16 protein-coding genes are annotated in these 14297 nt (G+C 37.5%); 15 read left to right on the plus strand and 1 reads right to left on the minus strand.

All coding sequences use genetic code 11. From position 1 onward, the window contains the following. Positions 1-265: 265 nt before the first annotated feature. The 15 genes from WAX78_RS00250 (at position 266) to WAX78_RS00320 (ending at position 13638) form a co-directional block, all read left to right on the plus strand. Positions 266-697 carry an NfeD family protein gene (locus WAX78_RS00250; RefSeq protein ID WP_336480324.1) on the plus strand — a complete coding sequence of 144 codons (432 nt, stop codon included), beginning with the start codon at positions 266-268 and terminating at the stop codon, positions 695-697. Next, positions 697-1656 (plus strand): SPFH domain-containing protein, encoded by a 960-nt coding sequence (locus WAX78_RS00255; protein ID WP_336480325.1) that lies wholly within the window; start codon positions 697-699, stop codon positions 1654-1656. The genes WAX78_RS00250 and WAX78_RS00255 overlap by 1 nt, the downstream gene beginning before the upstream one ends. 214 nt (positions 1657-1870) lie before the next feature. Next, on the plus strand, positions 1871-3016 hold the full coding sequence (spoIIP, locus tag WAX78_RS00260; protein WP_413789139.1) for a stage II sporulation protein P: 1146 nt from the start codon (positions 1871-1873) through the stop codon (positions 3014-3016). 334 nt (positions 3017-3350) lie between these two features. Continuing rightward, positions 3351-4826, plus strand: coding sequence for a 4-hydroxyphenylacetate 3-hydroxylase family protein (locus WAX78_RS00265; protein ID WP_336480327.1), 1476 nt, complete (start codon positions 3351-3353; stop codon positions 4824-4826). A gap of 156 nt (positions 4827-4982) precedes the next feature. After that, positions 4983-5729 carry an IclR family transcriptional regulator gene (locus WAX78_RS00270; RefSeq protein WP_336480328.1) on the plus strand — a complete coding sequence of 249 codons (747 nt, stop codon included), beginning with the start codon at positions 4983-4985 and terminating at the stop codon, positions 5727-5729. 33 nt (positions 5730-5762) lie between these two features. Continuing rightward, positions 5763-6305, plus strand: coding sequence for an adenylyltransferase/cytidyltransferase family protein (locus WAX78_RS00275; RefSeq protein WP_336481318.1), 543 nt, complete (start codon positions 5763-5765; stop codon positions 6303-6305). 22 nt (positions 6306-6327) lie between these two features. After that, positions 6328-6867 (plus strand): 3-hydroxyanthranilate 3,4-dioxygenase, encoded by a 540-nt coding sequence (nbaC, locus tag WAX78_RS00280; protein WP_336480329.1) that lies wholly within the window; start codon positions 6328-6330, stop codon positions 6865-6867. Continuing rightward, entirely contained in the window at positions 6852-7895 is a 1044-nt protein-coding gene (locus WAX78_RS00285) for an amidohydrolase family protein (protein ID WP_336480330.1), read from the plus strand. Before nbaC ends, WAX78_RS00285 begins: the two co-directional genes overlap by 16 nt. Continuing rightward, on the plus strand, positions 7867-8325 hold the full coding sequence (locus tag WAX78_RS00290) for a RidA family protein (protein WP_336480331.1): 459 nt from the start codon (positions 7867-7869) through the stop codon (positions 8323-8325). Before WAX78_RS00285 ends, WAX78_RS00290 begins: the two co-directional genes overlap by 29 nt. Positions 8326-8337: 12 nt before the next feature. Then, the gene (locus WAX78_RS00295) at positions 8338-9807 is read left to right on the plus strand and encodes an aldehyde dehydrogenase (protein ID WP_336480332.1); all 1470 of its coding nucleotides are present in this window, start codon (positions 8338-8340) and stop codon (positions 9805-9807) included. A 70-nt stretch (positions 9808-9877) separates the two neighbouring features. After that, positions 9878-10657, plus strand: coding sequence for a 2-keto-4-pentenoate hydratase (locus WAX78_RS00300; protein WP_336480333.1), 780 nt, complete (start codon positions 9878-9880; stop codon positions 10655-10657). 33 nt (positions 10658-10690) lie between these two features. Continuing rightward, complete coding sequence (locus WAX78_RS00305; RefSeq protein ID WP_336480334.1) at positions 10691-11599, plus strand: acetaldehyde dehydrogenase (acetylating); 909 nt, start codon at positions 10691-10693, stop codon at positions 11597-11599. 3 nt (positions 11600-11602) lie between these two features. Further along, complete coding sequence (gene dmpG, locus WAX78_RS00310) at positions 11603-12628, plus strand: 4-hydroxy-2-oxovalerate aldolase (protein ID WP_336480335.1); 1026 nt, start codon at positions 11603-11605, stop codon at positions 12626-12628. A gap of 5 nt (positions 12629-12633) precedes the next feature. Then, a complete protein-coding gene (locus WAX78_RS00315) occupies positions 12634-13422 on the plus strand; it encodes a 2-keto-4-pentenoate hydratase (RefSeq protein ID WP_336480336.1) in 789 nt (262 codons plus the stop codon). A 21-nt stretch (positions 13423-13443) separates the two neighbouring features. Then, positions 13444-13638 (plus strand): 4-oxalocrotonate tautomerase, encoded by a 195-nt coding sequence (locus tag WAX78_RS00320; protein ID WP_336480337.1) that lies wholly within the window; start codon positions 13444-13446, stop codon positions 13636-13638. Positions 13639-13717: 79 nt separating this feature from the next. Here the strand turns inward: WAX78_RS00320 and WAX78_RS00325 are convergent, their stop codons facing one another. Further along, complete coding sequence (locus WAX78_RS00325) at positions 13718-14179, minus strand: DinB family protein (protein ID WP_336480338.1); 462 nt, start codon at positions 14177-14179, stop codon at positions 13718-13720. Between the last annotated feature and the right edge of the window lie 118 nt (positions 14180-14297).

A 14297-nucleotide genomic window follows, 5' to 3' on the forward strand; every position in this document is an offset into this window, starting at 1 on the left:
ACTTTATTTTATGGTTTCATTTTTGAAAAAAATATTTTTTTGTCATTTTTAAGAGGATTTTTCATGTGTAATAAAGAATATATTAATATAACATTTTAATGTATTCTTCATCTATTAATCGATGGGATACTGTATCCTTTCTAATGATAGCAAAGTTTTGTTATTTGTGGGTACCTTAGCTTTTTAGCGGTTATTCGATACATCGTGATAAAGTTTTCTTTCTCTCATATACATATAAAAAATAGAATGGAAGCGAGGGTTGCACATGGCAGGATGGGTAATTTGGTTTGTCATTGCCGGGCTTTTATTTATCGCAGAGATGTTGACTGTTACGTTTTACTTATTATGGCTTGGAATAGGTGCAGTGGTCGGAGGTCTAATTGCACTATTTGTACCAAATTCTTTGCTTCTCCAAGTGGTTATAGCATCTATTGTCAGTCTTATTTTGACAATCTTTACAAAACGTATTTCCAAGAATTTTCGGGAGGCAAAAGGGTATACAGATGCAGTTGATCAACTTGTTGGTAAAAAAGGTATAATAGTGCAAACGATTACAAATGAAGCAAATGGCATTGTGAAAATAGATGGAGATATGTGGACTGCTGTTTCTGATGAACCAATTTTAGATGGAGAAAGCGTTATTGTTGTAAAGAGGAGTAGTACAGTTGTACATGTGAAAAGGGAGTGTGAATTATAATGGTTGGTTTAACGTTATCGATTATTTTAGTATTGATTGTTATTGTATTTATTGTGTTAACAATTAAAATTATTCCGCAGCAAAGAGTAGGTGTTGTAGAGCGTCTAGGTAAATTTCAGCGCATTATGCATCCAGGTTTAAATATGATTATCCCAGTTATCGATCGTGTACGTCTTTATCATGATTTGCGCATTCAACAAACAAATGTGCCACCGCAAACAGTAATTACGAAAGATAACGTACAAGTTGAGATTGATACGATTATTTTCTATCAAGTGGTTGACCCAGAGCTTGCAACATATGGTATTTCAAATTATGAATTTGGGGTTCGTAATATTACATCTGCAACAATGCGACAAATCATCGGGAAAATGGAGCTTGATGAAACGTTATCTGGTCGTGAGAAAATTTCAACAGAAATTCGTTTAGCGCTTGATGAGGCGACAGAAAAATGGGGCGTTCGTATAGAACGCGTTGAAGTTGTTGATATTAATCCCCCAAAAGACATACAAGCAGCGATGGAAAAACAAATGAAAGCAGAGCGTAATAAACGTGCAATTATCCTTGAAGCAGAAGCAGCAAAACAGGATAAAGTACTTCGTGCGGAAGGGGAAAAACAAAGTAAAATTTTAATGGCTGAAGGTGACAAAGAAGCGCGAATTCGGGAGGCAGAAGGTTTACGAGAAGCGAAAGAATTAGAAGCACAAGGGGAAGCAAAAGCAATTGAAGAAATTGCGAAAGCCGAACAAAACCGTATTCAAATGCTGCGTCAAGCAGGACTTGATGAGCGTGTTCTTGCGTACAAGTCGTTTGAATCTCTAACTGAGATTGCAAAAGGGCCAGCAAACAAAGTGTTCCTTCCATCAAATGCCGTTGAAACATTAGGAAGCTTAGGAGCAATTGGAGAGCTGTTTAAAGAGAAAAAGCAGCCTTCTATAGATACGACAACAGAACAATAGAAACGAAGAAGAGAAATGGTTGCCATTTCTCTTCTTTTTTTGGAGTGGATGTTTGTAATTCTTTATTTCTGAATAAGATGAAGCTGAAAATACATATACGAATTAGATAGTATGTGTATATATTAAACTTCAAAACGTGCAGGACATAATAGTGTAAATTAGAATGTATATCGCATAAAGCTTGTACATACCCATGTATAGAAAGGGTGGTACGATGAAAAAGTATTTTGTACATTCTCAGGCACATAGTAAGAAGATAATAATTTTATTGTGTTCTTATGCATTTTTCATTTTAGTGGCTGCATCGTTAGTCACAACGATGTTACATACAATGAAATCATATTATGTGAATCAATGGTTTGGAAAAATTTCTTTACAGGGATTTATGCAAATGATTGAAATGGAAAATCATTATTTTTCTTTTGAATATTTTCAAACAAAGAAACGAGAATCAGTAGGAGCGTTATTGTTTTCATTAACAACAGATATGCGTTTGCAAGATATTCGAACATTTATGGGAAAAGAAATACCAGGAATGGCAAACTATTATTCTGACATTCTTGTAGCTGGAGAAGGAACGGATTATACAAATATACCAAATGAATCAAGTGTACCGATAGAAGAAATTACGAAAGAGCGTGAAGTGGCTAAAGAAAAAGTTCAGGAAGCAGAAAAGAATAATCCTATTCAAAAGAAAGGAAATGCTATAGAGGGAAAAAATGCCGTATTTATTTATCATACGCATAGTTGGGAGTCGTTTTTACCGTTATTACCTGGAGCAAAAATTCCAGATGAAGCATCAAGTCCAGATGTAAATGTTTCACTACTTGGTACGAGATTAAAACAGCAATTAGAAGGACAAGGAATTCCAGCTTTACATGACAAGACAAACATGGGAGATTTATTAGCGCAGAAAAAGATGAAGTGGTATCAGGCTTATAAAGCATCGCATGGATATGTAAAAGAAGCGCTAGCTCAAAATAAGCAAATCGTATTTCCGATTGATATTCACCGAGATGATCAGCGTAAGAATGTTACAACAAAAGTGATTAATGGAAAGTCATACGCAAGACTTTATTTTATTATTGGGATGGAAAATGAAGGGCGAGAAGAGAATATGAAAATCGCAAACGCAATTAACTCATATTTAGATAACCATTATTATGGACTCAGCCGAGGCATTTTTAAAAAAGACAAAAATAAGGGAGATGGTACATATAATCAAGATTTATCTCCCAACGCTTTACTTGTAGAAGTTGGTGGTGTTGATAATACGCTAGAAGAATTGTATAACTCTATTGATGTACTAGCAGAAGCATTTAGCAAGTATTATTGGGATGCGGAGAAAGTGAACTATTAATGAAAAATAAGAGAAATAGAAAAGGGACGGAAAACCGTTCCTTTTCTATTTCCTAAAGATAAATGAAAGTTGTACTTTATCCCGCTATTCGTGGACAATAAGACCCTTACCCAAAAATTGAGAGAGAAGTAAAGAAATTAGATGGAGGATACTGATGGAAGTTTCAATCTATCTCAAAAAAAATGATAGGATTTCATAATGTGAAATATGTGAGTTGTTTGAGCACAGTAATCTTTCTATAATGATTAAAAATTCTGTCAACTTAAGAGAGGAGGATATTTCGTATTTTTAAGTTTGTTAAAAATTGAAAACGTATACATTGGAGGGGTTATGTATGGCGATTCGAACAGGTGCTCAATATATCGAGGGGTTAAAAGCAAGAAATCCAGAGATTTGGATAGGTGGTAGAAGAGTAACGGATGTGGTGAATGAAGATGTATTTCGTGAACCAATTTTGCAAATTGCAAAATTATATGATATGCAGCATGATCCAGCATATCGGGATAAAATTACTCATGTATGTGAAGAGACAGGAGAACGAGTCTCTAATGCATTTTTAGTGCCGAGAAACTATGAGGATTTAAAAGCACGTCGTGAATTGTTTGAGGTATGGGCGAAAGCGACTTTTGGTTTGATGGGAAGGACACCGGATTTTTTAAATGTTACAGTGACTTCAATGGCGAGTAACTCTTGGTTTTTTGAACAGTTCGACCAAGAGTGGGGAAAAAATATTAAAAATTACTATAAACATATTCGAGATCAGGATTTGTTTTTAACGCATGCGATTATCAATCCACAAAATGATCGAAGCAAAGCCTCTCATCAACAAGAAGATGCGACAATGCATTTAGGTGTTGTAAAAGAAACAGAAGAAGGAATGTATGTGAGTGGTGCGAAAATGCTAGCAACTCTTGCACCAATTACTGATGAAGTTATCATTTATTCCTATCCAAGTTTTAAACCTGGTGATGAGCGCCATGCAATTTCATTTGCAGTTCCAATCGACGCCCCTGGATTACGTATTCTTTGTCGTGAACCGATGCAAGATGGAAAACGGTCATTATTTGATCATCCGCTCGCATCAAGATTTGAAGAGATGGATGCACTTTTAGTATTCCACAATGTGTTTATTCCATGGGATAAAGTATTTATTTATCAAAGTGTTGAGGCGGGAAATCAACTATATCCAAAGACAGGAATTGGTCACCAACCTGCTCATCAATCGGGAGTAAGAGGTCTTGTGAAACTTTCATTTGCTGCGGAAGTGGCAATCAAGCTAGCTGATTCGATTGGAGTAGATGGTTTCTTAAATGTACAAAATCAGTTAGCGGAGCTCATGCAAGACGTAGAAACAATTCGTGCTTTACTTCAAGTTGCAGAATATGAATATGAAATGAATGCATATGGTGAAGCGATACCAGCAAGATTACCACTCGACACAATTCGTAGTTTATTACCAAAAATGTATCCGCGTGCAATTGAAATTATCCAAACGATTGGTGCAGGTGGTCTCCTTATGTCTCCAACAGGCGCTGATTTTATGAATCCCGAGATTCAAGATGATATGCATAAGTACTATATTGGCCGTGAAGGTGTATCTTCCGAAGAACGTGTCCGCTTGTTTAAGTTAGCTTGGGATTTATGCGGTGAAGCATTTGGACAACGATTATTACAATATGAGCGTTATTACTCTGGTGATCCGGTTCGGAAAATGGGTATGTTTTATAACGCGTATAAGAAAAAACAATCATTGTCTCTAGTAGAAGATGCTTTACAAGGGGCAATTGCATCAGAAAGAGCACTAAAGTGATTATTATTTTTAATTGCGCTTACAATGTTAATGTGAAAGGAAGGAGCAACAGATAATTAAAAAGAATTTTACTGTTAGGATGTAAAACTTCTTACGAATTTTAGCTATGTATCAACCGAATTGTATATGTAACTGAAATATAGGAGGTAGTGTATTTTGATAGCGTCTGTCAGTAAAATTTGTAAAATTCTAAATTGTTTTACTAGTAATGAGCCCGTATTGGGAAATTCAGAAATTGCAACAAAATTGAAGATGAATCCAAGCACAATTCATCACCTTGTTCGCACATTATGCGAAGAAGGAATGTTAATTCAAGATGAGCAAAGAAAATATCGTCTAGGTTGGAAGTTACTAGAATGGGGAAATCAAGTGATGTTTCAACAAGAAATTTATAGCGGAGCAATTCCATTTGTAGAAGAGCTCGTACGAAAATTTAATGGAACAGTGCATATCGGTATGTTTGACCGTGGAGACGTTGTTTTTATTTTGAAAATATCGTCAAAAGATTCTATCCAAATATCAACACATGTTGGATCAAGAAAGCCTGCTTATTGTACGAGTACAGGAAAAGTACTTCTTTCTTTTAATCCTTCCTTTGTTGAACATGCTGTCAAAAATGGTCTTTTACCACGAGCACCTAACACGATTACCTGCATGAAACGGTTTCAAGAGGAATTACAGGAAATTCGTCGTCAGGGATATTCTATTAGTGATAACGAAAACGAGCATGGTTTATATGGAATTGCTGCGCCTATTCGTTCTTATACAGGAAGAACGGTTGCAGCCCTTAATATTGTTGGGCCTATTTCTTATATGCAGGGAAGAGACCGGCAAGTAATTATTCGTAGCGTGATGAATACAGCGCAAATGATTTCGAAAGAGTTTGGTTACTTAGATATTTAATATCAGTTTCAGCAAAGAGATGAGGAGGTATGAATCATCTATATACATGATGAAGGTGTACCGATAATACAAAAATCAGTTGTCGCAATTGGTGCTTTTGATGGTGTACACAAAGGTCATCAAGCTGTGATCCGTAAAGCGGTTGAGAAAAGCAGGGAGTTACATGTTAAAAATGTCGTGTATACATTTGATCCTCCGCCGCGATCTTATTTTCAAGGAGTACACGTGTTAACGCCAATTCTGGAAAAATTAAATCGATTCAATGAGTTAGGTGTAGACCATGTAGTTGTCGTTCGCTTTAATCAATCGTATGTAACAAGGAAGGCCATTTGTTTCATTCAAGAGTTACAACGATTACATCCAGTAGAAATTTTTGTTGGGGAAGATTTTCGGTTTGGAAAAAATCGTGAAGGCGATATAAATCTACTTGCAGATTACTTCACTGTTTCCATTGTCGAAACAGTTTGTTGTGAAGAGGGAGAACGTATTTCTTCAACAAGAATTCGTGATCAATTATATCAGGGCGAATTACAGCATGCTCAACTTTTATTAGGAAGGCCGATTGAAATAATGTAATCAAATACGAGGAGGAATAAGAATGTCAGGAATATTACAATCTTTTAATTTATTAAAATGGGTCGATGAAAATAAAGAACTATTAAAACCACCAGTAAATAACAAAGTCATATGGCAAGATTCAGAGTTTATTGCAATGATTATAGGTGGTCCAAATAGAAGACGTGATTTCCATGTCGACCCTTCTGATGAATTCTTTTATCAAATTAAAGGGGATTGTTATGTGGAATGTATTACTGGGGAAGGAAAACGTGAAGTGGTAACGGTAAAAGAGGGTGATGTTTTTATGTTGCCAGCTATGGTGCCTCATTCACCTCATCGAGTTGCAAATACGTACGGTCTTGTAATTGAACGAAAACGCAAACCAGGGGAATTAGAAGATTTTGTTTGGTTCTGTGATAAATGTAATCATGAAATGCACCGTGTACGTGTGCAATTAGAGGATATTGAAAAACAAGTAAAGGAAGCTATTTATAGCTTTAATTCTAATAAGGAAATTCGTGCATGCAAAAATTGCGGACATATTATGCCGGAAGAAGTGGAGGAATGGAAGTGCGAATAGATTTTCATACACATATTATCCCTGAAACATTTCCGGATTTTGAAAAAAAATTTGGTGGAGGACGTTGGCCGATATTGGAGCGTACTTGTACGTGCGGAGCTTCAATTATGGTTGGAGGGAAAAACTTCCGCGATGTTACAGATCAAGTCTGGTGTCCAGAAAAACGAATTGAAGATATGAATCGTGAAGGCGTGGATATTCAAGTTTTATCTCCGATTCCAGTTACATTTTCATACTGGGCAAATCCAAATGAAGCGGAACAAATGGCTCGTATTCAAAATGATTTTATAGCAGAAACCGTTTCACAATATCCAGATCGTTTTGTCGGTTTAGGAACAGTTCCTATGCAAGATGGTCCGACTGCAATACGAGAGATGGAAAGATGTGTAACAGAATTAAAACTGCATGGAATTGAAATTGGTACGAATGTGAATGGTAAAAACTTAGACGATCCGTCATTTATTGAGTTCTTTCAAATGGCAGAACAATGGCAAGTTCCAATCTTTATTCATCCATGGGAAACGCTTGGCCGTGACAGAATGCCGCATCACAATTTCATGTATACAGTAGGGATGCCAAGTGAAACAGCCCTTGCAGCTGCTACTCTAGTGTGGAGTGGTATTATGGAGAAATTTCCTAAATTGAAAATTTGTTTTGCTCATGGAGGCGGATCGTTTCCTTACATTCTTCCTCGTTTAGACCAAGGATGGCATGTATGGCCTCATTTAAGACTCACAACATATCCGCCAAGTTATTATGCAAAGAAATTTTATTTTGATTCTTTAAACTATGATCCAATTAATATTAAGTACATGATCGAGCGGTTTGGTCATGAGAAAATTTTTATGGGTTCTGACTATCCATTTTTACTTCGCGAGATTCATCCTGGAAAAGTAATCGATGAGACGCTGGAATTAACAGCAGAACAAAAAGCAGCGATGTTAGGTGGAAATGCTGCTCAGTTTTTAAATATTGATATGAAAAGAAGAGGTGTTGTTTATGCAGAAAGTGCAAACACCAGAGAATAAATTAGCAGAACTCGGTCTTATGTTACCGGCACTTCGACCAACTGTTGGGAACTATGTCAGCTGTGTACGAGTGAAAGAGTTGTTGTTTACAGCTGGTCAAGGTGTCGATCAGTACCATGGAAAGTTAGGAAGAGATTTGACAGTGGAAGAAGGATATAAAGCTGCGCAGCAATCCATGCTGAATTTACTAAGTGTTGTTAAGCGAGAGTTAGGTGATTTAAGCAAAGTAAAACGGGTTGTAAAACTTCTCGGCTTTGTAAATAGTACAGAAGATTTTACAGAGCAGCCGAAAGTCATGAACGGAGCATCAGATTTACTTGTACAACTATTTGGAGAAAGTGGAAAACATGCCCGCTCAGCTGTCGGAATGGCGCAGTTACCAAATAATACAGCGATTGAAATCGAAATGATTTTAGAAGTTGCAGAATAGGAGGCATGCTTTGTGAGGAAGGAACTGTTAGCCGAAAAGGTAAATGTAAAAGACGCTAAGCTGTTTATCGATGGGAAATATATCGATGCTATTTCGGGTGAAACGTTTGATACGTTAAATCCTGCAACGAATACAAAGCTTGCCTCAGTTGCACAAGGAAGTGAAGAGGACGCCAAGCTTGCGATTGAGGCTGCACAGCGTGCGTTTGAGAGTGGTATCTGGAGTAAAATGTCTGTGGAAGAACGTTCGCATATTTTGTGTAAGATGTCAGATTTAATTATGGAGAAAGTAGACGAACTTGCTTATATTGAAACGCTTGATGTTGGAAAACCGATTAAAGAAAGTAGAGGTTTTGATATTCCTCGGGCAGCTCATAATTTTCGATTCTTTGCAGAGATGGCAAAGTATATGGTGCATGAGCATTATGATCAACATCATGTAATGTCTTACGCAAAATATGCACCTGCTGGTGTAACGAGTTTAATTATTCCATGGAATTTACCGTTTATGCAAATGACGTGGAAAGCGTCTGCTGCTTTAGCATCTGGAAATACAGTTGTGATTAAACCGGCGTCGTATACACCGCTAAGTGCGGTGATGCTTGGAGAGATTGCAAATGAAGCAGGGTTACCGCCAGGAGTTCTTAATATTATTACAGGACCGGGTAGTACGGTAGGCACTGCTATGACGACACATTCAGCTGTGCGGCGCATTTCTTTTGTAGGAGAAAGTAATACAGGGAAAATGATCATGCGTAATGCTTCGGAAAATTTAATTCCAGTCTCATTAGAATTAGGTGGGAAGTCAGCTAATATCGTGTTTGAAGACGCGAATTTAGATGAAGCAGTACAAGGATCAATCGAGGCGATTTATCGCAACCAAGGAGAAATTTGCTTAGCGGGATCAAGACTGCTCGTACAAGAGAGTATCTATGAACAATTTCTTGAAAAGTTTATATCAGCTGTAAAGAAAATTAAAGTAGGTAATCCGCTTGATGAAGACACAGATATGGGTGCACTTGTGTCAAAATCTCATTTGGAAACAGTAGATAAATACGTGGAAATTGGAGTTTCTGAAGGAGCTAAATTAGCTTATGGAGGAAAAAGAGTAGAAGGATTAACAGAAGGGAATTTCTATGAACCTACTGTTTTATATGATGTAGACAATCACATGCGCGTGGCTCAAGAAGAGATTTTTGGTCCTGTTTTAGTTGTTATTCCATTTAAAACAGAAGAAGATGCAATTCGCATTGCAAACGATTCAATTTATGGTTTAGCGGGTGTCGTTTGGACGAATGACTTAAGACGAGCACAGCGGGTAGTTTCGGAAATTGATTCCGGACTATTATGGGTCAATTGTTGGTATATTCGAGATTTACGAACACCATTTGGCGGCACAAAAGCGAGTGGAATTGGAAGAGAAGGTGGGCGTCATAGTTTTGAATTTTACACAGAAGCAAAAACAATTACGATGAAACTTTAATAAAAGAAAACCCACAAAAGCGGAGTGGATTAGCGTTTTCCGTGGGTTTTCCAAATGAGGTGAACGATGGATGAGAAGTTTAATAGAAAAATTAGCAGATGAACTTATACAAGCGGAACGTACTTGTGAACCGATTTCTGCTTTTACAGAATGTTATACAGATTTATCAGTTCGTGACTCCTATGAAATTCAATTAGAAGTTGTAAACAGGAAGATACAGGAAGGTCGGACTATTATTGGGAAGAAAGTAGGACTAACGAGCGCAGCAATGCAGCAGATGCTAGGTGTGAATGAGCCGGATTATGGTCATCTACTTGATGATATGAAAGTGGATAATGGAGAAAAACTTTCTATAGATTCATTCGTTTCTCCGAAAGTGGAAGCTGAAATTGGTTTTATCCTGGAAGAAGATTTAGTCGGCCCTAATATTACATATGTAGATGTTTTGATGGCAACAAAATATATTGTTCCAACGTTGGAGATTATTGATAGTCGCATTACAGACTGGAAAATTAAGCTGGTAGATACTGTTGCTGATAATGGCTCGTCAGCAAAAGTTGTTGTTGGTGAAAAATTTTCTCTTTTACATGAAGTCGATTTACGTACAGCGGGTATGTCATTTTATAAAAATGATGAATTAATTGCAACAGGTGCTGGTGCAGCTGCTCTTGGTCATCCAGCACATGCAATTGCATGGCTGGCCAATAAATTATATGAATTTAATATTTCGCTGAAAGCAGGAGAACTAATTTTACCAGGAGCTTTATCAGCGGCAGTTACAGTTTCTCACGGAGATACAATTACAGCAGAATTTGGTTCTCTCGGTTCGGTATGTGTACATTTTGCGTAATATGCAAATCATGCAAAGGGGTGAAGCGTAAGCATGGTGAAAGTGAAAGTAGCGATTATGGGCTCAGGAAATATTGGGACAGATTTAATGTATAAGTTACAAAGAAGTGATGTACTAGAATTGACAGCAATGATCGGCATTGACTCTGAATCAGAAGGATTAAAGAGAGCGAAACAAGAAGGGTATGACATTTTTGATAATGGTATTCAGGCGCTTATTGATAATCCGAGTTTAGCAGATATCATATTTGATGCGACCTCAGCAAAAGCACATGTGCGACATGCAAAAATTTTAAGAGAATTAGGGAAAGTAGCTATTGATTTAACTCCTGCCGCTCGTGGGCCGTTTGTGTGTCCTGCTGTAAATTTAGGAGAACATTTAGAGGCTAGAAATGTGAATATGATTACATGTGGCGGTCAAGCGACGATTCCAATTGTACATGCAATTAATGAAGTAGCAGATGTTACGTACGGAGAAATTGTTGCTACGATTGCTAGTTTAAGTGCAGGTCCTGGCACTAGAGCAAATATCGATGAGTTTACAATTACAACGCGCCGGGGGATTGAGGAAATTGGCGGTGCTGATTGTGGAAAAGCTTTAATTATATTAAACCCAGCTGATCCACCAATTTTAATGAGAGACACAGTATATTGTGAAGTAAAACATATGGATGAAGATGTCATTCGAAAAGAAATTTACAAAATGGTTGAAACCGTACAAACATATGTGCCAGGTTATAGGTTAAAACAAGAGCCGATGTTTGATGGGGATCGTGTAACTGTATTTTTAGAAGTAGGAGGGGCGGGTGATTATTTTCCTCCTTATGCTGGAAACTTAGATATTATGACCGCTGCTGCTATGAAAGTAGGAGAAGATTATGCACGTCATATGTTGAAATCAAAAGACAACGAGATGATTTCTAGCAAAGTGAAAGGGGTGTAACATATGAAACGAAATACGGATAAGCCAGTTAAAATTACAGAAGTATGTTTACGAGATGGCAGTCATGTTATGCGTCATCAATTTACAGAAGAGCAAGTTCGTACTGTAACGAGAGCTTTAGATCAAGCTGGTATGCATTATATTGAGGTAAGCCATGGGGATGGATTAGGAGGATCGACGCTCCAATATGGCAAGTCACTTGTAAATGAAATGAAATTAATCGAAGCAGCAGTAGAAGAATGTCAGCAAGCTACTGTAGCGGTGTTACTTCTTCCTGGCATTGGAACAGTACATGAGTTAAAACAAGCAAGGCAACTAGGAGCGGGGTTAGTACGAGTTGCGACGCATGTTACAGAAGCAGATGTTTCTGCGCAGCATATTCAATTTGCAAGGGAATTGGAAATGGAAGTATGTGGATTTTTAATGATGGCACACTCAGCGCCAGTTCAGAAGCTTGTGGAACAGGCAAAACTTATGGAAAGTTATGGGGCACAAGCAGTGTATGTAACAGACTCAGCGGGAGCCTTATTACCGAATGAAGTTCGTGAGCGCATTCGTGCATTGCGCCAATCTTTAAATATTGAAATAGGGTTTCACGGTCATAATAATTTATCACTTGCAGTGGCCAATACGGTCGCAGCAATTGAAGAAGGGGCGACGCGAATTGACGGCAGTGTACGCTGCTTAGGAGCAGGTGCTGGAAATGCGCAAACAGAAGTATTGCTTAGTGTGTTACAACGGATGGGAATGGATGTTGGGATAGACTTATATAAAATGATAGATTTAGCAGAAGACGTTGTTGGTCCAATGTTACCGGGGCCTCAGGAAATTCAAAAGGGAAGTCTTATAATGGGCTATGCAGGTGTATATTCTAGTTTCTTATTACATGCGGAACGAGCTGGGAAAAAGTTTTCAATTGACCCGCGTGATATTTTAATAGAGCTTGGAAAGAGGAAAGTAGTTGGCGGACAAGAAGATATGATTCTTGATGTAGCAGCAGAATTAGCAAAAGCGAAATCGGAGGTGTAATTCAAATGGTGCTTGTAAAAGGTGCAGATACAGAAATTATTGAATATTTGTTACATGCAGAACGAGAAGTATGTGAAGTTGTAAAGGTTACGGATCAATATCCAGAATTAACAGTAGCTGATGCTTATGTACTACAAAAAAAATTGGTGCATCGTAAAATAGTAGAAGGTTCCAAGAGAGTCGGTGTAAAGCTAGGGTTAACAAGTAAAGCAAAACAACAAATGATGGGGATTAACGAAGCAATTTATGGATACTTAGTAAGTGATATGTTAGCTCTGGAGTGGGAGCCGGTCAAGTATGACCAATTCATTCACCCGAAAGTAGAACCAGAGATTGCGTTTCTTATGGGGGAAGATTTGCAAGGAACGAATATTACGGCGGAAGATGTTATGAAAGCGACAAAATATGTAACACCGGCTCTAGAAGTCATCGATAGTCGTTATTTAAATTTTAAGTTTACGCTTCCAGATGTAATTGCAGATAATTGCTCATCTGCACGATTTATTTTAGGAAGTAAATGGGTTGATCCAATGCGAGTAGATTTAGCAAAAGTCGGAATGGTTATGTCTAAAAACGGAGAGATGGCTACTGTTGGAACTGGAGCAGCTGTACTTGGCCATCCTGCTTCAGCCATTGCTTGGGCAGTGAATAAGCTGGGTATGCAAAATGAAGGATTAAAAAAAGGTGATATTGTTCTGAGCGGAGCTTTATCAGAAGCTATTGCTTTTCAAACGGGCGATTCAATAATTGCGCAGTTTGATGGACTTGGAAGCGTATCGATGTTTTGTAAATAAAATATAAAGTGAGAGATTGATATGCCCATTGTACAAATTCAAATCCTTCAAGGAAGGGAACAGGAACAAATACAGCATCTCATTATGAATGTAACAGATGCTGTAGTAAAAAGTCTGGAAGTAGATATAGAGCGTGTACGTGTATTAGTTACTGAAATCCCTGATACACATTGGGGCGTTGGAGGAAAGCCAAAAAGCGGTGTGGAAAAATACTAATTCAACAAAAAAACAGTAGCCAATTGTATGAATATGATTGGCTGCTGCTTTTTTGTTGAAATGCATATGCAGTTTATTTTCATTCGAATAAAGGAATTAGTGGGTCTTTCATATGTTCTGTCAATAAAGTATGTAGCTGTCCGCGATGATGATAAAAATGGGCAACAATTTCAAGTAACCATTCAAAGCGAGAATAAGAAACGCCCCAGTAGGAATGTGTGGTTTCTTCAAGCTCTGCTAAGGAGTATGCTTGAAATGTTTTAGCAAGAAGATGGTAACCTTCTTTCATTGTTTGCTGAACTTCTGCAAACGTATAAGGCACATGTTGTGAGTAAAATGTATGTAGTTCTTCTTTTGATGCCCCGTTTAAAATAAGAAGATCGGCATAACAAATAAGGGATAAATGTGTATAAATTTCAAAGAGGGATCGCTTGTTTTTGATAGGGTGATGTTGTAATTCATCGTAAGTAAATTGTTCTAACATCTGTATTGTAGAATCAATCCCAAATTTTAATTGGTGCAGTGCGGCTTGAACAAACATTGTATTTCTCCTCGCATCCGTTTATAATAGTATCTTAAGAGTATTATATCATACTAAAAATTTCGAAAATTCTTGTAGTTTGACGAAAAAAATGAAAAGTATTATATTGTTAAATGTC

This window comes from Bacillus yunxiaonensis (assembly GCF_037104695.1).
Taxonomy (GTDB): domain Bacteria; phylum Bacillota; class Bacilli; order Bacillales; family Bacillaceae_G; genus Bacillus_A; species Bacillus_A yunxiaonensis.